Raw genomic sequence first — 25144 nt, 5'->3', positions numbered from 1 at the left:
TGAAAGGGGAATCAGCGGGCTGACCCTTATCAGAGATTGACGGTGTTAATACGATACTCTTCAGCCTGATGACTATTTCTCCCGAGGTGCGGAGAAATCCTGATTCGGATGATCGTGCTAACGAATCTGAAAAGTACACCCGGAAATTGAATTTTTTGTAATTTTTAAAAAATATTATTAAATCAAATTTGTCGAATGACCGTGCTTTCGTTGGTTTCGAAAAATCGTGTTTCTCTGACACAGGCCGGTTTTTTTACGACAAAACGGAACAATTATCCGCAGACATCCGTTTCTTTGAAGCGAAAACAGGACTTTCCACAGATCGACGGGTGTTGCTGACACACTTTCAGACGGCCCCAGATCTTTCGTATCAGTGAGACGGAAAGAAGACATTCTTCCGTCAAAAAATCAGGCAGTATGGAATCAAAGCGAGTTGCGGTGTACCGCAAGGAGCACTTCAACGCCGCGCATCGTTTGTATAACCCGCGCTGGTCGGACGAAAAAAACCGGGAGGTGTTCGGCCTGTGCAGCAATGCAAACTATCACGGGCACAACTACGAACTCATTGCTGAAGTCATCGGGCCGGTGGATCCGGAGACGGGCTTTGTCATTGACCTCAAATACCTCTCAGATCTGATCCGGAAGGAAATTCTGGACCGGTTTGACCACCGAAACCTGAACCTGGATACCGAAGAATTCAGGGACCTCAATCCAACCGCCGAGAATATCGCCATTGTGATTTATGAAAAACTGAGGCAATACCTGGATCCCCGGCTTGCGCTTAAAATTCGACTGTATGAAACCGAACGAAATTTCGTTGAATACCCTGTTGGTTGACGATACCCCCCTCGACGATGAACTCGGCAACGAGCATGTCAGTACTTCAGTGGAAACGCCGCTCCGTCCGGATGCTTTCGAATTGAGCGATGACCAGAAAATTGCCAAAATCCAGGAGCACTTCCGGGAAATTATGCTGACGCTCGGGCTGGACCTGAACGACGACAGCCTCAAAGGCACTCCGAAACGGGTGGCTAAAATGTATGTGAAGGAAATTTTCAGCGGTCTGAATCCGGCTAATTTTCCGAAAGCCACCCTCTTCGAAAATAAATACCGCTACCAGGAAATGCTGGTAGAAAAAGATATCCAGTTTTATTCGAACTGCGAACACCATTTTGTCCCGATTATCGGAAAAGCTCACGTAGCTTATATCTCAAGCGGCAAGGTGATCGGGCTTTCCAAACTCAACCGCATCGTTCAGTACTTCTCACGCAGGCCCCAGGTGCAGGAACGCCTGACGATGCAGATCGCGCGGGCGCTGCAGAAAATTCTGGAAACGGAAGATGTCGCCGTCGTCATGGATGCCAGCCACCTCTGTGTTTCGATGCGGGGGGTGCAGGATCCAACTTCTTCCACGGTCACTTCATTTTATGGCGGAAAATTCGCAGAAGACGACCGGAAAAAGGAATTCCTTGGGTACCTCAACCTGTAGTTATTCGATCAGATCGACCAGAAAAAGCCGGAAATCGTCCGGCTTTTTCTGTTTTCGACCGTTTGTAGATTATCCGGCCGGCGAAGCGGTTCCTGTTCGGCTTTTTCTGACTTTTGCAGAAATCAGAACCAAAACCTCTCTATCGCTATGCCCATCCTTTCCGGCTCCTTTATCTTTCTCCTGCTGGTTGTTGTGGTATTGTACCTGTCTGTCGTGATTGTGCAGCAGGGGACCGTCGCCGTCATCACCATCTTCGGGAAATACCAACGGGTCATGACCCCGGGGCTTAACTTCAAAATCCCGTTCGTCGAGTACATCTACCGGCGGATATCCATTCAAAACCAGTCTGTTGAACTTGATTTTCAGGCTATTACCAACGATCAGGCCAACGTTCGCTTCAAAGCTATGCTTGTGTACGCGGTACTTGATCAGGGAGAAGAGACGATCAAGAACGTCGCATTCAAATTTGTCGACATCCGCAGCCTCATGCAGGCCCTGATCCGGACGATCGAGGGCTCCATCCGGAGTTATGTCGCCACGAAGAAGCAGGCGGAGATTCTGGCGCTTCGGACCGAGATCATCTCGCACGTGAAGACCGAACTGGATGAAATGCTCGTCACCTGGGGCTATCACCTGATTGACCTGCAGCTGAACGACATCGTGTTTGACGAAGCCATTATGCGCTCTATGGCGCAGGTTGTGGCCTCGAATAACCTCAAAGCCGCCGCCGAAAACGAAGGGCAGGCGCTGCTTATTACCAAGACAAAGGCAGCCGAAGCCGAAGGGAACGCCATCAAAATCGCGGCGGAAGCCGAACGAACGGCGGCCCAGCTGCGGGGACAGGGGATCGCGCTCTTCCGCGAAGAGGTCTCGAAAGGGATGGCCCACGCTGTACAGGAGCTGAAAGACAAGAACCTGGACCCGTCGCTCGTGTTGTTTTCGATGTGGACGGAAGCTATCCGGCACTTCGCCGAGCACGGAAAAGGGAACGTAATCTTCCTCGATGGGTCCAATGAAGGTATGCAGACGACTACCAAACAGCTGATGGCCCTGATTCAGAAGAAGGATCTGGAAGGTAAGTAAACGAAAACGGAGCCGTGACAGGCTCCGTTTTCGTTTCTCAGAATCCGTTATAAGCCCGTACGTCGGCCTGCCGGGCCGCTTTAACGAGGCCCGTAGTCGAGACGGTTCCGAGACAGAGCAGGAGGGCGCATGTCCCCCAGAGGATGGCTTTACGGGCCCGGACAAGCAACTCTTCCATGTCCGGAATGAGACTCGTGTAAAAAAAATGCTTGAGGTAATAATTGAGGGCGATGGCGGTCAGGAACAGCGTAATCAGGAGCATGATGACGCCCGCGTTGTTGTTGGCCGTAAAATCCCCATGCACACCCCGGTAAATCAGCGCCAGCACGAGGTAGCAGAAAATCATCACCAGGTTGGCAAACAACGCCCGGAAGAGTGTGAGCCAGAACGGCTCTTCATCCAGCGGCGCCAGCAGGTACGTCTCAATACCGACGACCAACAGGAACAGCAGAAAATACAGGCTGGTTTCGTGATAGATAGACAGGTCCATAGGCGATTGCAGAGGTATACGCAATCTTACCTAAAAGATTAGTTCAAAGCAAGGGTTTCCGGGAAATTATTCGCTTTTGAGCGTTTCAAGGAAGTGTTTCTGGTTGAGTACCAGGTTCTCACGGGTCCAGTCGATGGAAGTAGTTCTCGGAAACTGCCGGACAGGGCAGTCCGCCAGTCGGCAGTGATGGCAGCAGGCTGGCAGGCAGGGGTCGACGTGTACGAAGATTTCGACTTTTGAAGCGAACTCTTCTTCAAGTATAGCCTCAAATTCATGTACAACGGAATGGACCTTTTCCAGATCCCAGTAATAAGGAAGGGTAAGGTGACAGTCGACATGCAGGTCGGCGCCATATTGCTGAATACGCAGGTTGTGGACATCGATCCAATACTCCTTTTGGCGAGTTTTGAGAATATCTACGACACGGAGCAGGGTAGTATCGTCCACTTCGTCCATGAGGCCGCCGGCAGATTTACGGGCAATCCGAAACCCATTCAGAATGAGGATAATACCAAAGACGATGGAAATCAGCCGGTCCAGCCAGACATACCCGGAAAAGAGAACAAGACCTACGCCTACCAGTAGAATAAGCGTCGAAAAAGCGTCCAGCTGCAGGTGCTTGCCGTCGGCAATCAAGGACGGCGAGCCTTGTTTTTCACCCTCTTTCTGTACATAATATCCGACGACGTAGTTGATGACCATCGTTGACCCCACCAAAAGCATACCTGTTCCCAGCTCTTCCAGCGGCTCGGGATAGATCCATTGGCGAACGGCCTGAACAATAATGAAGATCCCGGCGAGCAGGATGAGTACTCCCTCAAGGCCGGCAGAGAAAAACTCGATTTTTCCGTGGCCGTAGGGGTGGTTGAGGTCCCGCGGCTGGGCAGAAAGGTAAACGCTGTAGGTGGCAAAGCCGGTGGCCAGCACGTTGACAATAGACTCCAGGGCATCCGACAGAATGGCGCTGGAGCCTGTCAGCCACCAGGCTGCGAACTTCAGGAGCATCAGAAAAACGCTGACCCCAAAGGAAAGCCAGATGAGCTGTAATTTACGATTGGATGACATGGCTTCGACATATTCCCGGCTTCCGCGCAGGATTGCCGCAAAATTAACGAATTAGACGCCCTTTCCGAGGTCTGTTCTTATTTTTACCGAATGGAAGATATTCAATCACCGTGGACAACGGTTTCGTCGGAGGTCATCTACGACAATCCCTGGATCCGCCTTCGTCACGAGGAAGTCATCGCACCCACAGGCAAACCGGGTATCTACGGTGTCGCACATTTCAAGAACAAGGCGATCGGCATCATTCCGATCGACAACGAAGGATATACCTGGCTGGTAGGTCAGTACCGGTACCCGCTGAACGAATACTCCTGGGAAATCCCAATGGGAGGCGGCCCGATCGAGGCCGATATTCTCGAATCGGCGCAGCGGGAGCTTCGGGAAGAAACCGGCCTGATAGCCCGGCGGTGGGAAAACATCGGCCGGATTCATACATCTAATTCTGTTACGGACGAAGAAGGGTTTATCTTCGTCGCGGAAGACCTTCAGCAGGAAGAAACGGAGTTCGACGACACGGAGATTCTTCAGATTCGCCGGTTGCCGTTGAAAGAAGCCGTTGATATGGTGATGGACAACCGCATCACCGATTCCCTCAGTGTCTACGGACTGCTGAAAGTTGCCCGTCTCCGGGGTCTCTGACCCTCAACCTTTCTTGCACTTCATGAATTATTGGGAAGCTTTGTCGCTCGGTTTTACCTCGGGTGTCGTCATGTGCCTCACGTTAGGGGCCGTTTTCTTTGCGTTAATCAGAAACAGCCTGGATTTCGGCTGGACCAGTGGCCTTCGGATTTCCCTGGGCGTTATCATCTGTGATGCAATTTTCATTTTCGTTGCCCTGACCGGCACCTCCTTCATTCCGAATTTTCCCTATTTCGATACCCTGCTGCGTGTCGGCGGCGCGATTTTTCTCGGCGCCATGGGTATCAATACCATACGCAAAGCCCATATCCAGGAGCCTGCCTCGCAACCCAAGCGGCGTTTCTTCCAGTTCCTGAAGTTTTTTGGTATCGGTTTTACGCTGAATGCCACCAACCCGGCCAATTTTATCATCTGGGTATCCGTTTCGGCCTATGTCAAAGGGGTATTGCAGTATGAACTCAACGAGCGCGTCGTCTATTTTGTCGCCTGCCTGACGGCGATTTTCCTCACGCAGGTCGGAATTGCCTTTTTTGCGCAACGCATCAAGCGGTTTCTGAACGACGGCCTCATTACCTGGATTAACCGGATCAGCGGGATGGTATTCGTCGGAACTGGTATTTATTTGCTTTACCGGCAGGTCGAAATCTGGATCGCCGGTCATTAAGTTACCAATATGAGAGAGGAAAGACCGTTTCCCGTGATGCCCTACACCGTCCACGGAGAGAAGCTGCTGCGTCGGCTCATGCTGGCTTACCGGCCGCTCCGCTGGCTGCGCCGCAAAAGCTGGGAAACGCCGAAGAAGAATTTTGAAGAAAACCCGAGGCTCTCTCCCTATGTCGGAGCGGCTTACCTGGGTTACAAATACTACATCGCACCGCCCCTGCGCGCGCAGGGCGGACTGGAGCAGCACTTCCGCAAGCAGGAACTGGACTTTACTCCGCCGGCAGAGTTCGTTTCCGAACAACAACTGACGCTGAGCGCAGGAGGAGATCTCATGCCGTATGAGCGCGTAAACGCCCATGCGGCCCGTCACCTGTGGGACGAAGTAGGAGACTGGTTTTTCGATGCCGATCTCGTGGTTGCGAACCTCGAAACGCCGGTAGACCTCACCCGGCCGGCAGCCGCCGTTCCGGAAATCATGCTGAACGACATGCATTTCAACGGATCGGAAGAATTGTTCGGCCTTTTTTCGGGAAACGGCCGCTTTAAAGGGTATGACGTACTCTCCACTGCCAACAACCACAGCCTCGATCAGGGCGAGGAAGGCCTTTTCCGGACGATGGAGTTTTTGAGGAATAAGGGAGTAACTTATTGTGGGTCAGCCTGTTCGCAAGAGGAGTCTCAGGCGCCGGTCATCGTGGCGCGAAACGGCATCCGGGTCGGATTTCTGTCCTGGACGTCGAATCTGAACAAGTTCGTTCCTGAACCGGGTCGCGAATGGACGGTGAACTACGATCGCCTGAACGGCGCAGATCCCGATCTGTCGGCTATCCGGCGGCAGGTAGAGGCGGCGCGGAACGCCGGCGCGGATATTACCGTTTTCCTCTTTCACACCGGCAATGCGTATCAGGCTTATCCGTCGGCACATACAGTTCATACTTTCCACCGTGTTTTTTCGGAATGCGGGGTGGATGTGATTCTCGGCAGTCACCCGCACAATCCGCAGCCGATGGAAAAAGTGGCTTACCGCGACCCGATTTCGGGAGAAGATAAAACCGGGTTTGCCATCTATTCCCTGGCGGATTTTGTGGCGTATGACATTTTTGTGTGGGACCGACTCGTTCCGTTGCTGAAGCTGACGATCGAAAAGGGAACGGTTAACGGTCGCCCGAAGACCCTGCTGACACAGGTACGCGTGCTGCCCGTCTACAACTGGGGTACCAAGCCGGCACACGGCGGACGGGAAGAAATGCGTTTTCTGGACCTCAAAAAAACAGTCCGCCTTGTGGAAGACGGACTGAAACCAGATTTCTTAAGCGATGTATGTGTGCAGGAGCTCCGGCACCTGAACTGGTTCTGCGACCGGCATTTTCTGCCGGAGCAAAAAGACTACTTGCTCGCTACCGCTTCGACTTCATACGAGGCGGAATGGAGGAAATCCAGCCAGTTCTGAATCATCATCTTGCGCAATACCCGAGGGAATTTATGCTGGCCGCCCATTTTGCCTTTGGCGGCCATCCAATCATAAAAAGCCTGAACGGGTAACACGGTCAGCTTCACGTCCCGCAGGGCGTGGCGACGCTCGACTGCATAGTCGTCATTCAATTCCTTCAATTTTTCATCGATGAGGCGGCGAAGTACGTCTGCATCGACCGCGTCGTCCGTACCCACGTACCAGTGGTGCGCAAACAGCGCGCCTTCGGGTACTCCGGCGACGGTATATTCCGGAATCGAGATACCGAGCTCGGCGGTAGCAAGTTCGATAGCCCGGTTCATGTTTTCAACGGAAAGGTGCTCTCCGCAGAGGCTCAGGTAGTGTTTTGTGCGACCCGTAATCGTGATTTCGCCACGGCGCTTATCCGTGAAGCGAACGGTATCACCGATGAGGTAACGCCAGGTGCCGGAACAGGTAGAAATCAGGAGGGCATACTCAACGCCTTCCTCGACGTCGTCGATCATCAGCGTCTGTGCCTCCGGCCGTACTTCTCCGTCTCCGTTAAAATTCTCGTCATTGAACGGAATGAACTCAAAGAATATACCCTGATTCAGCGCAAGTTGCATACCCTTCGCTTCCGGGCGGGCCTGGTAGGCGAGGAAGCCTTCGGAAGCCAGGTAGGTCTCGATATAGGTGATCGGGCGACCAAGTAGTTTTTCGAATCCGCCGCGATAGGGTTCAAACGATACGCCTCCCCAGCCGAATACTTCCAGATTCGGCCAGATTTCGTGAATATTCTTCAGGTTGTAATGCTTGATAATCCGCTCAAGGAGGAGCTGAATCCAGGCCGGCACGCCCACGACATACCCGATGTCCCAGTCTTTGGCCTGCTTGGTGATTTCTTCGAGCTTCAGTTCCCAGTCGCGGATACGGGCGATTTCCTTTCCGGGCTTGTAAAAACGTTCGAACCAGAACGGAATCTGGGAGGCATTGATCCCGCTGAGGTCGCCTTCGAAGTACCGACCGCTGAATTTCAGGTCGGTACTACCGCCGAGCATCAGGTACCCTTTCTCGAACAATTCATCGGACAGATTCTTGAACTCGGACAGGGCGATGATCTGGCGGATACTCGTCCGCTGCATGGCTTTCACCATGTCTTTGGTAACGGGGATGTACTTGGAGGCAGCCTCCGACGTTCCCGAACTCAGGGCAAAAAACTTGACACGTCCGGGCCAGGTGACATTTTTCTCCCCGTCTTTGGTCCGGTGCCACCACTCGCTGTACATCTTATTGTAGTCATGAATGGGGACATATTGGCGGTAAAGGTGGTAAAACTGCTTGTCTTTACGGAAAAGCGCCGAGGACATGATTTCCTCGAAATGATACGCCTCTCCGAAAGCCGTATAACGGGCCTTGTTCAGTAACTTGATAAACGCTTTACGCTGTGATTTATATCCATTTACTCGGCGTTGGCGGATGACAGTCCCTGTCAAACCGATACCTCTTTTCAATAGACTTCCGAGTACTGCCATAGTTCAGCGGATTAGATTCAGATTATTCAAAAATAAAGACTCAGGTCTGAAATAACCAACGTTGCCGGAAAACGAACGCTGTGCCGCCCGTCAGAGCGACCAGGTTTTCAGTTCCTCCAGCGCCGCATAGGCAGTTAAATCGGTTTTACAGGGAACGATGGACACGTAATTGTTGGCGAGCGCCCATTCGTCCGTATCGTGGCCGGTATCGAAGTTAACAAATTCTCCGTCAAGCCAGTAATAGGGGCGGCCATAGGGATCTTCCCGCTGCTGGAAATGCTCCAGGTAGCGGGCGTCTGCCTGGCGGCAAAGACGGATGCCTTTAATCGGCTCTTCGACACGCGCCGGAAAGTTCACATTGAGCGCTACGTGCTTCGGAAGGCCCTTCTCCAGTACCTGGCGGGCGATGAGTGTGAGGTAGTCAACCGTATGCGAGAAATCGGCTTCGGGGTGGTAGTTGGCCAATGAGAACCCGACGGCCGGAATACCTTCGATAGCGGCTTCCATCGCCGCCGACATCGTACCGGAATACAGGACGCTGATGGCGGAATTGCTGCCGTGGTTGATACCACTGACGACGAGATCCGGCTTCCGGTCCTTCAGAATGAGGTGTTTACCGAGCTTGACGCAGTCAGCCGGCGTACCGGTGGTTTCATAGGCGACGAGAGAATCAAAGACCCGGGAGCGGCGGATCCGGATCGGAGAATTGATGGTGATGGCATGTCCCTGTCCCGATTGGGGGCGGTCGGGCGCAATGACAATAACTTCGCCGAGTTCCTGCATGGCTTCAGCCAGTACGCGGATACCCTTGGAAGTAATGTCGTCATCATTGGTGACGAGAATTACTGGTTTTTCGACAGACATGATTTATGGCTGGCCGGGTCGTTTTGGGGCGATCCTGCCGGTGGTTTTGTACTTTTTCAATTAGGACGGATGTCCGATTTATTCTAGTTTCGTCTTCACAACCAACCAATCCGGTTATGCCAACGCTGCTGATCAGGGACGCGGATTTTACAGACATTCCCACTATTCAATACATCGCCCGGGAGGCCTGGCTTCCTACTTACGGCGACATCCTGTCGGCTGAGCAGTCGCGTTTTATGCTCGACTGGATGTATAATTCCGAGACGCTGTCAGCCGGCATGTCGGCCAAAACCCGCTTTCTTATCGGCAACGAAGACACGCGTTCGGTAGGCTTCGCGGCCTTCGAACACAAAGAAGGCGGGGTAGTCAAACTTCACAAAATATACCTGCTGCCCGACTTTCAGGGCAAGGGTTACGGTCGCCAGCTGCTCGACGAAGTTACCCGGCAGGCAGCCTCCGGCGGAGGGCAATACCTGGAGCTGAATGTCAACCGGCAGAACACCGCGCGTGACTTCTACGAAAAACTCGGCTTTTATTTCCTGCGTGACGAAGACAATTACATCGGAAACGGGTACTGGATGAACGACTACGTACTGCGCAAAGTCCTGTAGCAGGGGAGGCCTGAGCCTCCCTTGTTATGCCGGCCGGAGCGTACCGAAACTGCCTTTGGCGTTACGGAAACCCAGTTCGGCCGAATAGTCTGCCGTAATCTTCGGGTAGTACCCTGTTCCGTCATACGGCCGTTTTTTCGGATTGGTCCGGCATTCTTCGCTGCAGCATCCTTCCATCTTCCACCCGCAATCCTCGCAGATCGTCACGTGCTCGTTGCACTCCGGGTTGGCGCAGTTGACCATCCGGCTGGTGGAAGTGCCACATACATAGCAGGTTGAAATGACCTGCGGGTTTACCGTATTGACGGAGGTCGTTACCCGGCCGTCAAATACATAGCATTCTCCGTCAAAATTCTCGCCGCCTTCTTCGAGCCCGTACCGGATGATGCCGCCATGCAGCTGGTAAACATCCTTGAAACCCTGTTGTAACAGGTAAGCCGATGCTTTTTCGCACTTGATGCCTCCGGTACAATAGGTGACGATTTTCTTGCCTGATTCCTTGAGGTGTTCGATTTCGGCGACGTGCTGCGGCAGTTCGCGCAGGTTCTCCATGTCGAAGGTGATCGCCCCGCGGAACTTGCCGACGTTGTGTTCGTAATTGGAGCGCATATCGACCAGTACCACGTCGGGATCCTGGAGCATCGACCGGAATTCAGCCGGTTCGAGGTGAATACCCGTTTCCCTGCGGGGGTCAACGGGGAGGTCGGAGTTCACGATTTCCTCCTTGATCCGGACATGCAATTTGTGAAACGCATGGCCGTCGTGCTCCTCGACCTTGAACTGAATAGCGCGGAAGCGCTCGTCGGCATGCAGCCACTGCATGTAACGTTCGCAATCTTCCGCCAGCCCTGACACTGTACCGTTCAATCCTTCCGCCGAAACAATTACCCGCCCCATCAGGCGGTTGTCGATGCAAAAGCGGTGATGTTCATCGCGGTACGCCACGGTGTCTTCAATGGGCGTGTAGATGTAATAAAGCAGAATGCGGTACTCTTTCATTGGATGAATAAGGGAAACCACCTGTAAAGTGGATCTTTATGGACCGCAAAGGTAACTCTTTTTTCAGGGAGAAGGGCGGGAGGACGCCGGAAGTCCGGGGAAGAACCCGTAGGTTTGGTGCCGGAAAACGCGGATCTGTCCCGTATTCCCTTCGATCACAGACGAAAAAACGAGGTACTATGCACATTGCAGTGACCGGCAATATCGGTGCTGGAAAGACAACCCTGGCCCGGATGCTGGCCGACCACTTCGGGTGGGAGGTGTTTTATGAAGCGGTTGAAAATAACCCTTATCTGGCTGATTTCTATGGAGATATGGAACGGTGGGCGTTTCACCTCCAGATTTATTTTCTCCGGAGCCGTTTCGACCAGGCCAGGCAGATTATGCAGTCTACCCGTCGTATTATTCAGGACCGGACGATTTACGAAGACGCGTATATCTTCGCCCGGAACCTGTATCAGTCGGGTTATATGAGCAAAGTAGACTACGATACCTACTTTTCCCTGTTTCAGACGATGATGAGCGTTGTCAAGCCGCCCGACCTGATGATCTATCTGAAAGCCGATCTGCCCAAGCTTACCGCACAGATCGAAAAGCGCGGCAGGGACTTCGAGCAAAACATCAGCCACGACTATCTTCAGGCTCTCAATGATCACTACTCCGAGTTCATCGAGGGGTATAAAGACGGAAACCTGCTGGTCATAGACGTCAATTCCCTGGATTTCGCCAATAAGCCGGCCGATTTCACCTTTGTAGTATCGGAGGTAGACCGGGCGCTGCTTTACGGTGCCTGATACACGAAAAAGGAGGCTGTGCAGCCTCCTTTCTTTATTCGTTCCAGTACATCGCCCGAAACCGCTTGACAGCCTCCACCCGGTCGCGCAGAAAACGGGCGTTGAAGAGGCTATGGGTACAATCTCCCCGGTTGTCGTATTGAAAACCCAGGTAGAAAAGCCAGAACATCGGAAACAGATATGGGATCGCGGCTATTTCTTCGTCGGTCAGCGGCCGGACTTCCCGGTATGCATTGAGAAACACGGTAAACTGGCGATCGCCTTCTTCCCGAGTGATTTTACCATGTGCTTCGTGGAAGAAAAAGTATACAAAGAAGGTCGTAAGGTCCAGTACCTGAAAACCTTTTCCCGCGAAATCAAAATCAAAAAATGTAACGGTATCGCCGGCGAAGTGAAAGTTCTTCGGCAGAAAGTCGAACTGACAGTACCCGAAGGAAAACTGTGCCGTATTCCATCGCCGTAGCCTTTCCGAGACGGCGGCTGCGGTTTCGGAAAGGTAGGTATACCCTTCTTCATACCCTTCGAAAGCGGGTTTTATGCGCTCCAGTGGGCCGAAGAGCGTCGTTTCTTCCGTATACGCCAGCCGACAGGTGCTTTCCGGAGCCGGAACAGCATGAAAGCCAGCCATTTCCCGACCCAGCGCGCGTAACTGCGCATCACTCAGATCATATACATTTTCGCCCGCTGCATACGTAAAGAGCACGCCGTGGCGGACGCCTTCCGCTGCCTGGAAAGCCTGAATAAAGGCGCCCGACCGGTCAGGCAGGGGTGCCGAAACCGACAGGCCATATGCGCGGAGGCGGACGAGCAACGTTACCTCTTCCTCAATTTCAGCGTATGAGCGGTGATCGGTCCGGTACACCTTGAAAATAGAGCGGACGCCGGCGGGGTCGGTCAGTTCATAGGTATCACTGACGTTTCGAAGCAGCAACCGGCAGTTCAGCGGCGCCATGCCATACTGCTCAGCGATAAACCGGGCCAGGGCAGAAGAAGACAGGGTAGAGTACTGGGTTGGAAAAAGGATCATGCCGGTATAGTCCAATTTTAAGCGTGGGGGAAGTATGCAAAAATCCCTTGATATTCCGAAAAAAAATCATGTAGCAACAGGTAATTCCGGAGAAGGGGTCGTGTAGGTCCGACACTTTAGGGCAAAGTATACCGGAAATTGATCTGTAAAGTCCGTTTTCGGTGATCCGGAGCGAATGTAGCCTTTTCGCGGTTTTCGTTACTCAGATGCCCTGAAAAACGCCGGAAAACCAGAAAAGAGAAGCAATTATCTGCATAAAAAAAATTCCCCGACCTCAAAGAGGCGGGGGAATGTCTTTTATCCAACCCACGTGAGAGAATTGTTCTCTCATGTTGAAAGCAAAGATACGGCTTTTTATAAATATTAAAAACTCTTTAACGGAAAAAGATGAAAGGGTAAAAAGCTTGCTTAATTGGAAAAGTCCAATTGGGAATGGGTTGTTCGTGGCAGCCGGAAAAAAGCCAGGAATCCGCCGGAGCAAACAATTGTATAGTTATTGTTATAATTACTTTACTTTTTTTGGGAATTCCGGCGTCGGGCGTATACTTTTGCCGCTACCACACCGCCGTCTTGCCTTTTGTTATCTCATTTCCCGCAAGGTCGCGTTTTGACTACCTGTTTCTTTCTCCTTCGTTCGAATGGAGGAGTAGTGGCCTGTACTGCGTATAATTATCGCCGTTCTGAGTTTTTAACGATAAACAGGGCCTGGTTTTCAGGCCCGTTAACCCACACCGGTGTATTCCGGCATTGTTCCATACAACTGTCCATTTTATGAAACGTCTTTACTGTTCCCTGATTCTCGCCGCCACCGTATCAGGTACTGCCTTTGCCCAGACGGGTGTCGGTACCACTACGCCTCACGCCAGTGCGCAATTGGAAGTAGCCTCTCCGAATAAGGGCGTGCTGCTTCCCCGCGTGTCTGCGGAAGATCTCCCCGCCGGACCGGCAGAAAGCCTGCTGCTGTACCAGAAAGATGCAGAAAAGGGTTTCTATTATTATACAGGAACGAAATGGGTCAGACTCGCGACTGCCGATGATATTCCGGTTGTTCCGACGCCGGGATCCAATGCAGGATATGCCGGAAATTCTACCGGCGCCAATATAGTCGTTGTGCTGGGCGGTACTGCCATTCCCTTTCCCAGCGACCAGAACCTCGGGTCAGGTATTACGGTAAATGGATCTAATACGGTCTTCACGGTCGCGACGGCCGGCCGCTACCGGATTACCTACCGGGCGGCAACGACGATTGGTCTGTTGATGAGCAGCCGTGTCGTGATCAACGGAACCCAGGCGAATCAGTCTGTAAACAGTCCTTTGTTGAGTACAAGCCAGTTTATCGGCGACTTTATTACGAATCTCAGTGCGGGATCGACCATTAGCGTCGAGTTTTACGGATTATTGGGCGTTGCGACGCTCGCAGGCAGTTCTTCGTTGGTGATTCAAAAAGTTGACTGATATGACCACGAAGAAACATCTCTTTTTGAACGGTGCGCTATTGCTGGGTATTCAGGCAGCCAGCGCCCAGTTTGTCGTTGGAGGCGAAGGGTTTTTCATCAAAAGCGGCACTACGGTTTTTGTAGATAGTCTGGTGATGACGCCGAATGCCGATCTGACCATCGTAAACAACTCAATCGCCATCAGCCGCGCGGCCATACCGGGTGTGCCGAAGGGCAGCGTCGCGCGGGTGTACCAGTTCGGCGCGCCGATCAGCTACTCCGGCGTTATCGGTTTTTTCTACGCTAATTCTGAACTGAACGGCAATACTGAACCGGAGCTGACGCTTTCGTATAATTCCACGACAGGCCAGATCGGCTTCGTGAATACGTCTCCGGCGAATGCCTCGTCGAATTTCGTAAGCCAGACGCTGGCTTCTCCGACGACGCTCCAGCAGGTGACGGCGGCCGCTTCGGCCTCTGCCTTGCCGGTTTCGCTGCTTAGCTTCTCCGTGCGTCCGGACGGACATAAAGTGAAGATCGAGTGGGAAACTGCCTCTGAGCGGAACAACAAAGGATTCGAAATTGACCGCTCTCCTGATGCGGTTCGGTTTACGCGTCTGGCGACGGTCGACGGCAGGGGAACCGTCTCCAGCCGTCAGAAATACCAGCTGGTAGACGACAGCCCTGAACCGACTGTGACCTATTACCGCCTCAGGCAGGTCGATTTTGACGGAACAGTGAAAGATTACGGGATCAAGTCCGTTGTCTTCGACTCGCCCAATCACAGCCTGAAAGTGGTAGCATATCCCAATCCGGTGACGTCGCGGTTGTCGCTTCTCCTGCCGGATGGCCGCCCGCGGTCGCTCAAAGTAGACTGGCTGGACCCCGTAACCGGTCGCCGGCTCAGTACCGAGTCGATCGAAGCAGTAGGAGCAGAGCAGCCTTTGACGATTCCCTCCGGCCTTCGTTCCGGCCTCTACCTTTTGAGAGTGAATAGCGGTGACATTTCCGAATCGGTTCGGATTTCGCTGCAGAAGTAATAGTCTTTTTATTGAATGAGGCACCCGGAGATTCTTCGGGTGCTTTTTTATGGATGGATGGAAAAGTAGGTATATAAGCTAAAAATTGACAAATGAAAGTATATTGTAGCGTCACAACCTAAACGTTTTTAAATGAAATCTCTTTCTTTTGCCGGCCTGCTCCGGTTTTGCGGAATTGCGTTGCTTCCATTTTCAGCATTCGCTCAGACGCCCAGTGCGATTGTCCAGCCCGATAATACCGTGAAATACACGTCAGGCGGCAGCTACAGCATACCGCTCGACCTTGGAAAAAAGCTGGATAATTACCGTACCGTTCAGGATTTCGGAGCTGTTGGAGATGGGGTAACGGATGATACACAGGCGATACAGCGGGCTATTGATGCCTGTGGCGCCTCAAAAATTCCGTTACTTTTCCAGGCAGGAAAAACGTATCGTATCGGTCAGATCGCGCCCGTGTCGAATACCTATATGGATCTGAACGGATCAACGCTCGTGTTAAAAGATAATATCAATGCGCCGGTGATCAACCGGCAATCAACACCTCCTGCCTATGAAAATGTGACCATTCAGAATGGAACAATCGATGGGAATATGGCAAATAATCACAACCCGGCAGCCCAGGCGGGAGCGATTTGGCTGACCGGTTGGAAAAACGTGACAATCAGAGGAATTAACTTTATCAATTGCTACCGCGAACTGATCAATTTTTACGATATCGATAAGGTACGGGTTGAAAACTGCCACGCAAAAAATTGCGGTATGAATGTGGTGAACTCGGTCTATACTTATTTTGGCGGATTTGTCAATTGTTCAGATGTGCGAGTTCAGGATGTGTCCATGACAGATAGTTTCGGTTTTGGGATTCATTTTTATAAGTGTACGGACTACGTCGCCGACGGGGTGAGATTTGTCAATCTTACGCATCCTGCGTCTATTGGAATCACCGTCACGGAGGGTGACAGAGGCCTGATACGCAATGTCCGGACCAAGCTCACCAACAACAATGCGATTGAAATCAATGCTGTAAAAAATGTTACACTCTCGGATATTTTTATCGAGCAGCCTGGTGTTTACGGAATAGTGTTTGGTGACGATACGACGAAGAAGATTAGCCAGAATGTGGGAATAGAAAACGCAGTTGTTATGGGAACAACAGGCAGCAAATCGCTTTCTATTAACTACATGAAAAGATTAACTATACGGAACAGTTCCTTTGACAAGGGGCTCAATACGACTGAGAATATGCCATCGGATAGCATATTCTTTGAAAACTGTCACTTTTTGACGAATGCAGAGCACCTTAATTTTGCATACCGGAGATTCAATTATTCTAATGTGGCCTGGCAAAACGTCAAAGCCGTGAGGCATTCGATTACCGAAGGGTCCTACGTTTCTGCTGCGCCTGTGACAATAGCGCCCGGCGACTCTGTCGCAGTGCCGACAAATTTAGTTCCTTGCTACGATCGCCCACTTGCCGGGACCTTTTCTACTGTATCAAGTATGGTAGGTAATTTTGGACAAATGACGTACCAGCAACGCCCTTTTGTGTTGGAAGGAGGGCCTAAATTCGGCGCGGAAGTGCGTATTGATGCCGCTGTAGCCAGGCCGCTGGCGTACTATGGCGAGACCGCGACCAAGAAAATCTGGTTGAAAAACATAACAGACAAGGCAGTCGAGGTCCGATGGCAGATTAACTAGCACCGCTCAATTCATGCACATTTCGTTTTTGCTTACTTGAGTATATTGATAATCAGTTCTTCAGCCGAAACGGGAGTTTTTTCTTCTAAAAAATCCAAGCTAATACTTGCCTTCCCCTTCGAAAAAGTATACTTTTGCACCACATTCTCAAAAACGGCGTTGTGGTGGAATTGGTAGACACGCTACTTTGAGGGGGTAGTGCCGGTTCCGGCATGGGAGTTCGAGTCTCCCCAACGTCACGGTCAAGCCCGTTCGGTGTAAACTGAGCGGGCTTTTTTCTTATGCGGATTTCGATAGCAGGTTTTGTTGTACCTGATTCCTTGCCGCGTTTTGCTGCGATGACATGCGTGTTTTCTCCCGCTCCGCTGTCTGAACCGTACTTTTTATAAAAAATTCACATTTTTTTAACGCCGTGAATGCCTGAGTAGCAGGACTTCCGGAGCAAGGGTGTGTTCGCAGGGGGAGCAGCCGCCCTGGCAAGACTTGCTTTCGCCTCTCAAAAAGCCTACTTTTGCACCACGATCTCAAAAACGGCGTTGTGGTGAAATTGGTAGACACGCTACTTTGAGGGGGTAGTGCCGGTTCTGGCATGGGAGTTCGAGTCTCCCCAACGTCACGGTCAAGCCCGTTCAGTCTAAGCTGAGCGGGCTTTTTTCTTGCCGGACGTGATAAATAGGAGAGGTACCTGCGGCTTTTTTTGAAAAGAAGCCCGGCAGGGGAATCCCTCGACTGCGCCCGATTCAGTAACTTGCAGTGTTTCCGGTTGCTGCCAGCGGCAGTGCCGATTAGTCGAAAAAGAAATTAGCAGAATCAACCAATGGCATTAGAAATTGAAGGCGTGCTTCACGTGGTCCTCCCGGAAGTAGGTGGTACCAGCAAGACCGGTAACTCCTGGGCGAAACAGGATTTCGTCATCGAAACCGAAGACCAGTATCCGAAGAAGGTGAACTTTTCGCTCTGGGGTGACAAGCTGGCAGATCTGAAGCAGTTTGCACCGGGAGATAAAATCAAGGTTTCCTTTAACCTCGAATCACGGGAGTACAATGGACGCTGGTACACCGAGGCGCGCGCGTGGAAAGTGGAACTGGTTGACAAAAACGGTTTTCTAGGCAACAGCGGCGGCGGAGATCCGTTCGGAGACATTCCGCCTTCGTCTCTCATGCCGTCTGACGGCGGTACAGACGATCTGCCGTTCTGATAACAGAAAGGGTGAGCGACTGCTCACCCTTTCACGTTTAAAAAGCAAGTAGTCTCTCGACCGCCAGCTTCGCATTATTTCGTATGCCGAGTATATCCGTCTCCATCATGTAGCAGGGAGCGGTCACAATTTTCAGGTCCTGGTCGACCACAATCTCTTCAATCGTCGCTTCAGCAGGGTGCGCACCGACTTGTCCGATACCGGCGTGAAAGCCGGCGATGTCGTAAGGGGACGCGGCCGCTGTCGTTCCGAGCGTCAGCCGCGCATGCCAGTCTGTACCTTCAAAGGCTTTGGCCAGCACGACCGGACTCACGCAGAGTGCGGCAATAGGAATACCCTTTTCAACGGCAGCGATCAATATCTCCCGAACCTCCGGTAATACAGTTGCGGCAGGGCCGTCGAAGGCCCAGGTCGAAAGGTTTTTCGCTGCGCCGAAACCTCCCGGAATCAGCAAGCCATCTAAGTCATCCAGATTCAGGTGACGGATGTCCTCAATTTGTCCTCTCGAAATCCGGGCTGATTCTACCAGGATATTACGGGTTTCCGGCATTTCCTGCCCGTTTGCGTGGTTGATCACGTGGTGTTGCGGCCGGTCAGGCGCATAACACCGGTATTCGGCTTCCGCTTCCCGGATGGCAAGCATGGCCATCGTGGCCTCCTGGATTTCCGTGCCGTCAAAAACGCCGCACCCGTGGAGGATGATTCCGATTCGCTTCATAGTATTGGTTTTTCCCGCAAAATAGCCGATCACCAGGCAGATACAAAAGCTCCCTGCCGTCGGATGTCAACGCAGCGTTTTCCGAGCGGTAGCAGCGCCCTTCGCCATCGCTCGACAGTAGCCGGCGAATTTGTGGCGTCGAAGATGTATACATTCACCACCGAAGCGAGCAGCGCCTTGTCCGGATAGCGACGGGCATTGTGGCTGAAAACGAGGTAGTCTACCGGATATGGAAAGCGAATCCGGCCAAGCGTATAATGCGATAGCCAGACCACGATGCGCCCGGAAACTACGCCTGCCTGTCCGCCGGGAATCGACCGGATGCCGGAAACCGAATCGGTGCGGACAATACCCCACGCCGGTTGCAGGCAGAGAACCGATCGCGACAAGACCGCCGCGCCCGGGGCCCGGGGCATCCAGAGATACTGCGTTCTTCCCCTTATCACACTGATTACGCCCTGTTTTCGGGAGTGATGAATGATCAGTATTTCCTGGTGACGATGCTGCTGATAGGCGAATAATTTTTGACAGAGGAAAAAAGCCGCTGCAAGTAACGCCGGCCAAAACAGCGCCCGTTTCCGGCGGGTAAGCAGAAGCAGTAGGAAGACGATGACCGAGGAAATGAGAAAGTACTCCGAAAGAAGGAGAGATAATCCGGTCCATCGGGCGCCCGGAAGCCGGTCTGCCAGCCGGATGAGACCGTTCAATCCACCGAAAAACAACTGAAGACAATAGCTGAGGAAGTCCTCCAAAACAGGTATCCAGGCGAACGCGAGGTAGCCCAGGCCGAAAATCAGCCCACCTGCTGAAAGGCTCAATACAAAGGGATTGGCTAACAGGAAATAGGTAGGAAACTGGTGAAAATAATACACCGCCAGCGGGAATGTCACCGCTTGGGCAGCAACGGCACCACAACTCATTTCCCAAACCTCAAGCAACAAAGGATTTTCCGGTCGCCACAGCCAGCGAAGGACCGGGTATATCACAATCAAGCCACCTACCGAAAGATACGACAGCTGAAAGCTCATTTGAAACAACGCCAGCGGTTGGACAAGCAATGTCACAAAGGCCGAAAAGGCAAGAGTATTCAACGGATTAGCATCCAGCCGGAAGGTATCCGCTGTAACAAGCAGGCTGAGCATCAGGGCGGAGCGAACAACCGGCGTCGACAGCCCGGTAAGCAGCGCATACCCCCAGACCAGAGCCAGCGCCAGGCCTGCAAAAAGCCATCTTCCCGTGTTGCCCCGGTTTTTCAGAAATCCCAGTATCCGTCCGACCACCAGAAACAGTATTCCTACGTGCATCCCTGAGACCGACAGCGCATGAATCGCGCCGGCCGAAGAGTAAGCCTGAAGCAGCTCCGGGTCAATATCTGCCCGTAAGCCGATCAGCATTGCTGTAGCGACGGTCGCGTCTTCCCGCGACAGGAAAGCGTTGTCCAGTAGTTCCGCGGCCAACAGACTGACTTCTATCGCCCGGGCCATAAGCCGGGAAGGAGGCGAATGGCCAGCGAGCCGATAACTGCCTTCGCGGAGGTATTGCTGGTGAAAAACGCCGGAAAGGGATTGGTATGCCCTGTAGTCAAATTCCCCGGGGTTTTGCGGGGGCGGAATAAGGTCAGGCGTGCCGGTGATCAATAACTGGTCGCCATACCGGAGTTTTTCGCCTCCTTCCAGGTAACAGAGGACCACGCCCGAACCGGATTGCCAGCAGGAACCCAAATGCAGTTGCGTAACCCGGACAAACGTCCTGTGAACCGTGGCCCGTTTTTCCGGAGCACTGGTAACGACGGCCACGTAACCGCGAACGGGTTTCCGGCCGATCCAGTCGGATTTCGTGGCAGGATTGTGCAGGAAAACCGTCAGACATCCTGAAACAAGGAGAAATGACAGCCCAAGCCAGCCCGGCCTACGCCGATGCAGGCAGATATACCCGATGGCAAGCAGCAACCATGAGAAGCCGAGAAGGGTCAAGGATGCCGCAGGCAGCAGTCGGGCGACGAGAATGCCCGACATCAGCGCCGACGTATACCGTACGAATGGAAACGATAACCAGTTCATCTTCAGGTTGGAAAACGATCCGAATATCGGGCGGTCGGCAGCCGCGGAAAAGACTAAAAATAGGGATACGGAATAGACGAGCGCGTTTTCAACGGAAAACTGTTCCCCTGAAACCGCATCCGGATCAAATGCAGCATGACTTCGACCGCTTACAAAAAAATCCCGCTTCTTATTTTGGAAGCGGGATCGGAGAAACACGCAGTAAAGGAAACCTACCGGATATATACCCGGGTGACCTTTTTCTCAGTCGGCGTTTGTACTTGCAGCAGGTAAACGCCCTGGGTAAGTCCTTTTACAGGAAGGAAAAACCGGTTGCTCGGCTGCGAGCTGCGGTTGTCCGAATACAGCACATGCCCGGCCGTGTTCGTCAGCGAAAACTGGAGGTTTTGAATTCCCTTGAACGTGGCATCAAACGCAATCAGCTGACTACTAACAGGATTCGGATAAACCGACACAACGAGATGATCGGTATCCGACAGGGTATTGCTACCGGCAATCAGCTTCTGGCGGCGGGTAGAAACTTCGAGTACTGCCCGTACACGCTTCTTCTGATCGGCTGTAAAAATGTTCATACAGGCGTCTGGCGAGTAATCGAGGTAGTTTTCAATCATATTTTTAGTGCGCTGTCCGCTGACACAGGTCGAATACGTGTCGTTGCAGTACCGCGTCCGGTTGGCAGATTCGGTCGGCGGTGTATCATTGCAATAATCGGTACCGCAGTAATCATCGCCCCAGGTATGAATCAGACCCAGCCAATGCCCGATTTCGTGGGTAGCGGTTCTGCCGTAAGCATAGGTCTGATCGGCCAGGTCACCGGTATCGCCTACGTATGCGTGACCAAGAAAGACGCCGTCCGTTTTTGGAAACTGCTCGTAATACATTTGGAGACCTTCGTAGTTGGCCGCGGCAAACTGCGCATAGCCGAGGAAACCGGATAATTCCGGAACGATCCACATGTTAAGGTACCGGTCAGACGGCCAGTAACTCAGCGCACTGATCTGTTCGAGGTCGGAATTGATGTTGTATGCCGCTTTGGCATTGTACCGGCGGAGGATACCGGACGTAGGGTTTCCGTTCGGATCCTGGGTTGCGAGGTAAAACTCGATTTCCATGTCGACCCCTACCGGATTGGTATTGTATCCCCGGGTACCTTCTTTTTTGCGGTAGTCTTCGTTGAGAATCCGGATTTGGGACTCAATCTGGGCAACGGAGATATTGGCATTGCCTTTTCCGCCGAAAACGAGTGAATCCCGGTTGTTGTGAATGACGTGCACGACGACCGGAATACGGAGAATCCCGCTGCCCGTACGTCCGCCCTGCGCATCCATCTGCCGGATTTTTGCCTGTACGGAATCTTCGAATGCCTGCCTGGCGACTCCGAACGTCTTGTTTTTCAGGACCATCTGGCGATAAACATCGCCAACTGCGCAGTCGCGCAGTTGCTGCGCGGATACTGCGATTGAGCTCAAAAGCAAAAAGCCGCTGACCAGCGGCTTCATGCAGGCGCTAAGGAGGCGCTTATCTCCGTATTTCATGGGCATATTCGGCCTTTTCATAGGCTTCAATAATCAGACGCACGAGCTTGTGCCGTACGACGTCGCGACCGTCGAGCTGGACAAACCCGATTTCATCCACGTCGCGGAGGATTTCGAGGGCTTCGCTCAGGCCGGATTTCATTTTCGTGGGCAGGTCAACCTGCGTTTTATCGCCGGTGATAATCGTCTTGGAATTCGGCCCCATCCGCGTCAGAAACATCTTCAACTGCATCGTCGTCGTGTTCTGCGCTTCGTCGAGCAGGATGAACGCATTGTTGAGCGTCCGTCCGCGCATGTAGGCGAGGGGAGCGATTTCGATGGTGCGGTTTTCGATGTAGAGTTTCAGCTTTTCAGCCGGAATCATGTCATCCAGCGCATCGTAAATCGGCCGGAGGTACGGATCGATTTTTTCCTTCAGGTCTCCGGGAAGGAAACCGAGGTTTTCGCCGGCTTCCACGGCCGGCCGGGTGATGATGATTTTCTTGACTTCTTTGTTTTTAAGCGCCTTGACAGCAATGGCAACGGCGGTATACGTCTTTCCGGTACCGGCTGGGCCGACGGCAAAGACGATATCGTGTTTGGCAACGGCATCCACCATGGCTTTCTGGTTGGCCGTCTTCATCCGGATCACGACACCCTTGTTTCCATAGAGAAATACGTCATCGTCTTCCGGCGGAAGCGCCGTGGGCGTCTCGTCGACGGTCAGCCCGAGATACGAGCGTACGTTGTCGGCGGTTACTTTCCCAAAACGTTGATAATGATGACGAAGAGACTCCAGAATGTCGGTGATGCGGCTGATTTCAGAAGAGGTTCCGCGAATGGTGATCTCGTTGCCGCGCGAGATGATTTTGCTCATCGGGAAGGCCGAGGACAGCTCCCGGATGGTGGTATTTTCGACGCCCAGGAAATCAACAAGTGAGACGTCTTCCAGCGTGATGGTCTTTTCGATCAAACTGTTGAGGAGGTTTTGTGGATACTTCTTTTGACCAAATTAACCATTATTCTGTCTTTTTAGTCCCCGGAACAGATTATTTTTTCGTGATCTGCTCATGCTGAACACATTAGCGCCGATGGTGAAAATGTTTCTTCCGAAGGGCAAAAAAATGCTCCCGCAGGCAGTAAATTCGCCCCTCTTTTTGCGTATCATTGTGTATATGGAAGACAACAGACGACAAGCAACTACTAGAAAGTCAGCCGCTTCGGCGGGGTATGTGCCGAACGGGAATCGGTGGCTTGATACCGGTCTGGGCAAGATTCCTCCCCAGGCCATTGAGCTGGAAGAGGCGGTGCTCGGCGCCGTGATGCTGGAGCGGGATGCGCTGACGGCTGTTGTGGATATTCTGAAACCCGAGAGCTTTTACCGGGAGGCCCACCAGAAGATTTTTACGTCTGTCCTGTCTCTCTTCAATAATTCGGAGCCGGTTGACCTGCTGACGGTAACCCAGCGGCTCCGGAACGACGGTACCCTCGAATTTGCGGGCGGAGCGGCTTACCTGGCTGAATTGACCAGCCGGATCAGCTCAGCTGCCAACGTAGAGGCCTATGCCCGGAAGATTGCCGAAAACTCGATCAAGCGGGACCTGATTACCTCTTCCAACGAGGTTCTTAAACTGGCTTACGAAGATACCACGGACGTGTTCCAGCTGCTGGACAAGGCCGAACAGGACCTTTTCAAGATCTCCGAATCCAATATCCGGAAGAATTTTTCGGACATGAATGCGGTCGTCAAGCAGGCGCTCGAAGAACTCGAAGCGAAGAAGCACCTGCAGGACGGTCTGACCGGCGTAGCGTCGGGTTTTACCGCGCTGGACCGGGTGACGGGCGGCTGGCAGAAGTCCGAACTGGTCATCATTGCGGCCCGTCCGGCAATGGGAAAGACGGCCTTTATCCTTTCCGCGTGCCGGAATGCGGCAGTAGACTGGAATCAGGGCGTTGCCATCTTCTCGCTTGAAATGTCCTCGGTTCAGTTGGTGAACCGTCTTATTTCGGCGGAAGCGGAGATCGAAAGTGAGAAAATCAAGAAAGGAAGCCTGGCCAACCATGAATGGGCTCAGTTGCACGCGCGGATCAGCAAACTGACGTCCGCGCCGATTTTTATCGACGATACCCCTGCGCTTTCGATTCTGGAATTGCGGGCCAAATGCCGTCGTCTGAAGCAACAGCATGATATTCAGCTGATTGTTATCGATTATCTCCAGCTGATGCAGGGAGACAGCAGCAAAGGCGGAGGCAACCGCGAGCAGGAAATTGCGTCTATTTCGCGGGCGCTTAAGAACCTGGCGAAAGAATTGAATGTGCCGGTGATTGCCCTGTCACAGCTCAGCCGCGCGGTCGAAACGCGGGGTGGAGAGAAGAAGCCTCAACTTTCCGATCTCCGGGAATCCGGCTCTATCGAGCAGGATGCGGATATGGTTATGTTTTTGTACCGGCCCGAGTACTACGGCATTACGCAGGATGAAAACGGCCAGCCGACGACGGGCGTCGGCGAAGTTATCATCGGTAAAAACCGTTCCGGTTCAACCGAAACCGTGCAGCTCCGGTTCATCAATAAGTTTACCAAATTTGCCGATCTCGCCGGCGGAGATTTCTCTGCCATGAACGAAGGACCGCGCTTCTCCAATCAAGGCAGCGGCGAGTTTATCGGGTCGTTCGAGAATCAGGGCGGCGCCCGGACTTTTGGCAGCAAAGTTAATCAGCAAACCCAGGCGCCTCCGGGCGATTTTGGCAGCTTCTCTACCGGAATGGGCGACGTCCCATTCTAAAAAGAAAGG

The 25144-nt window shown here is 52.6% G+C and carries 23 protein-coding genes and 2 tRNA genes; 15 read left to right on the top strand and 10 right to left on the bottom strand.

The window, feature by feature from the left end; genetic code table 11:
- The first annotated feature begins 417 nt into the window (after positions 1-417).
- The 3 genes from BLR09_RS15270 to BLR09_RS15260 all read left to right on the top strand — a co-directional run bounded on the left by BLR09_RS15270 (position 418) and on the right by BLR09_RS15260 (position 2572).
- Positions 418-837, top strand: a complete 420-nt coding sequence (locus BLR09_RS15270; protein ID WP_093203934.1) for a 6-pyruvoyl trahydropterin synthase family protein — start codon at positions 418-420, stop codon at positions 835-837.
- Complete coding sequence (gene folE, locus BLR09_RS15265; protein WP_093203931.1) at positions 797-1489, top strand: GTP cyclohydrolase I FolE; 693 nt, start codon at positions 797-799, stop codon at positions 1487-1489. The genes BLR09_RS15270 and folE overlap by 41 nt, the downstream gene beginning before the upstream one ends.
- A gap of 147 nt (positions 1490-1636) precedes the next feature.
- Positions 1637-2572 carry an SPFH domain-containing protein gene (locus tag BLR09_RS15260; RefSeq protein ID WP_093203928.1) on the top strand — a complete coding sequence of 312 codons (936 nt, stop codon included), beginning with the start codon at positions 1637-1639 and terminating at the stop codon, positions 2570-2572.
- A 37-nt stretch (positions 2573-2609) separates the two neighbouring features.
- On the opposite strand, the gene BLR09_RS15255 is transcribed toward BLR09_RS15260, so the two are convergent.
- Together BLR09_RS15255 and BLR09_RS15250 are read right to left on the bottom strand one after the other, a co-directional pair.
- The gene (locus BLR09_RS15255; protein WP_093203926.1) at positions 2610-3062 is read right to left on the bottom strand and encodes a hypothetical protein; all 453 of its coding nucleotides are present in this window, start codon (positions 3060-3062) and stop codon (positions 2610-2612) included.
- A gap of 66 nt (positions 3063-3128) precedes the next feature.
- Complete coding sequence (locus tag BLR09_RS15250) at positions 3129-4127, bottom strand: cation diffusion facilitator family transporter (RefSeq protein WP_093203920.1); 999 nt, start codon at positions 4125-4127, stop codon at positions 3129-3131.
- 90 nt (positions 4128-4217) lie between these two features.
- On the opposite strand from BLR09_RS15250, the gene BLR09_RS15245 reads away from it, so the two are divergent.
- From BLR09_RS15245 to BLR09_RS15235, 3 genes are read left to right on the top strand one after another with little or no spacing between them, the layout of a single operon-like run.
- Positions 4218-4766, top strand: a complete 549-nt coding sequence (locus tag BLR09_RS15245; RefSeq protein WP_093203918.1) for an NUDIX domain-containing protein — start codon at positions 4218-4220, stop codon at positions 4764-4766.
- Positions 4767-4788: 22 nt separating this feature from the next.
- Entirely contained in the window at positions 4789-5430 is a 642-nt protein-coding gene (locus BLR09_RS15240; protein ID WP_093203915.1) for a LysE family translocator, read from the top strand.
- Positions 5431-5439: 9 nt separating this feature from the next.
- Positions 5440-6879, top strand: coding sequence for a CapA family protein (locus BLR09_RS15235; RefSeq protein ID WP_093203913.1), 1440 nt, complete (start codon positions 5440-5442; stop codon positions 6877-6879).
- Here BLR09_RS15235 and BLR09_RS15230 read toward each other — a convergent pair.
- Both BLR09_RS15230 and surE read right to left on the bottom strand, forming a co-directional pair.
- On the bottom strand, positions 6816-8393 hold the full coding sequence (locus BLR09_RS15230; RefSeq protein ID WP_093203909.1) for a GH3 family acyl-acid amido synthetase: 1578 nt from the start codon (positions 8391-8393) through the stop codon (positions 6816-6818). The genes BLR09_RS15235 and BLR09_RS15230 overlap by 64 nt on opposite strands.
- A gap of 90 nt (positions 8394-8483) precedes the next feature.
- Complete coding sequence (gene surE / locus BLR09_RS15225; RefSeq protein WP_093203907.1) at positions 8484-9257, bottom strand: 5'/3'-nucleotidase SurE; 774 nt, start codon at positions 9255-9257, stop codon at positions 8484-8486.
- A 116-nt stretch (positions 9258-9373) separates the two neighbouring features.
- Here surE and BLR09_RS15220 point away from each other — a divergent pair, with 116 nt between their 5' ends.
- Positions 9374-9868: a GNAT family N-acetyltransferase gene (locus BLR09_RS15220; protein ID WP_093203904.1), complete on the top strand. Its 495-nt coding sequence runs from the start codon at positions 9374-9376 to the stop codon at positions 9866-9868.
- A gap of 24 nt (positions 9869-9892) precedes the next feature.
- On the opposite strand, the gene trhO is transcribed toward BLR09_RS15220, so the two are convergent.
- Positions 9893-10867: an oxygen-dependent tRNA uridine(34) hydroxylase TrhO gene (gene trhO / locus BLR09_RS15215; RefSeq protein WP_093203902.1), complete on the bottom strand. Its 975-nt coding sequence runs from the start codon at positions 10865-10867 to the stop codon at positions 9893-9895.
- Between the two features lie 179 nt (positions 10868-11046).
- Here trhO and BLR09_RS15210 point away from each other — a divergent pair, with 179 nt between their 5' ends.
- Positions 11047-11661 carry a deoxynucleoside kinase gene (locus tag BLR09_RS15210; protein ID WP_093203899.1) on the top strand — a complete coding sequence of 205 codons (615 nt, stop codon included), beginning with the start codon at positions 11047-11049 and terminating at the stop codon, positions 11659-11661.
- Between the two features lie 34 nt (positions 11662-11695).
- Here BLR09_RS15210 and BLR09_RS15205 read toward each other — a convergent pair whose 3' ends face one another.
- Positions 11696-12688 carry a phosphotransferase enzyme family protein gene (locus BLR09_RS15205; protein ID WP_143011113.1) on the bottom strand — a complete coding sequence of 331 codons (993 nt, stop codon included), beginning with the start codon at positions 12686-12688 and terminating at the stop codon, positions 11696-11698.
- 771 nt (positions 12689-13459) lie between these two features.
- On the opposite strand from BLR09_RS15205, the gene BLR09_RS15200 reads away from it, so the two are divergent.
- The 6 genes from BLR09_RS15200 to BLR09_RS15175 all read left to right on the top strand — a co-directional run bounded on the left by BLR09_RS15200 (position 13460) and on the right by BLR09_RS15175 (position 18060).
- Entirely contained in the window at positions 13460-14143 is a 684-nt protein-coding gene (locus BLR09_RS15200; protein ID WP_093203894.1) for a BclA C-terminal domain-containing protein, read from the top strand.
- Position 14144: 1 nt separating this feature from the next.
- Positions 14145-15164 (top strand): T9SS type A sorting domain-containing protein, encoded by a 1020-nt coding sequence (locus BLR09_RS15195; protein WP_093203891.1) that lies wholly within the window; start codon positions 14145-14147, stop codon positions 15162-15164.
- Between the two features lie 132 nt (positions 15165-15296).
- Entirely contained in the window at positions 15297-16862 is a 1566-nt protein-coding gene (locus BLR09_RS15190; protein ID WP_093203889.1) for a glycosyl hydrolase family 28-related protein, read from the top strand.
- Between the two features lie 155 nt (positions 16863-17017).
- Positions 17018-17101 (top strand) — tRNA-Leu (locus tag BLR09_RS15185).
- Between the two features lie 293 nt (positions 17102-17394).
- A tRNA-Leu gene (locus tag BLR09_RS15180) sits at positions 17395-17478 on the top strand.
- Positions 17479-17679: 201 nt separating this feature from the next.
- Positions 17680-18060, top strand: a complete 381-nt coding sequence (locus BLR09_RS15175) for a DUF3127 domain-containing protein (protein WP_093203886.1) — start codon at positions 17680-17682, stop codon at positions 18058-18060.
- A 37-nt stretch (positions 18061-18097) separates the two neighbouring features.
- Here the strand turns inward: BLR09_RS15175 and elbB are convergent, their stop codons facing one another.
- From elbB to BLR09_RS15155, 4 genes are all read right to left on the bottom strand, one after another.
- Entirely contained in the window at positions 18098-18778 is a 681-nt protein-coding gene (gene elbB, locus BLR09_RS15170; protein WP_093204275.1) for an isoprenoid biosynthesis glyoxalase ElbB, read from the bottom strand.
- A gap of 29 nt (positions 18779-18807) precedes the next feature.
- Positions 18808-20838 (bottom strand): ComEC/Rec2 family competence protein, encoded by a 2031-nt coding sequence (locus BLR09_RS15165; protein WP_143011112.1) that lies wholly within the window; start codon positions 20836-20838, stop codon positions 18808-18810.
- A gap of 212 nt (positions 20839-21050) precedes the next feature.
- On the bottom strand, positions 21051-22394 hold the full coding sequence (locus BLR09_RS15160) for a M43 family zinc metalloprotease (protein ID WP_093203881.1): 1344 nt from the start codon (positions 22392-22394) through the stop codon (positions 21051-21053).
- A complete protein-coding gene (locus BLR09_RS15155) occupies positions 22357-23325 on the bottom strand; it encodes a PhoH family protein (RefSeq protein ID WP_093203879.1) in 969 nt (322 codons plus the stop codon). The genes BLR09_RS15160 and BLR09_RS15155 overlap by 38 nt, the downstream gene beginning before the upstream one ends.
- Positions 23326-23527: 202 nt before the next feature.
- Between BLR09_RS15155 and dnaB the strand changes: the two genes are divergently transcribed.
- A complete protein-coding gene (gene dnaB, locus BLR09_RS15150) occupies positions 23528-25135 on the top strand; it encodes a replicative DNA helicase (protein ID WP_093204272.1) in 1608 nt (535 codons plus the stop codon).
- Positions 25136-25144: the final 9 nt, after the last annotated feature.

This window comes from Siphonobacter aquaeclarae (assembly GCF_900103285.1).
GTDB lineage: Bacteria > Bacteroidota > Bacteroidia > Cytophagales > Spirosomataceae > Siphonobacter > Siphonobacter aquaeclarae.
The sequence above is the reverse complement of the archived record's forward strand: the minus strand, read 5'-3'. Positions and strand labels throughout refer to the sequence as shown.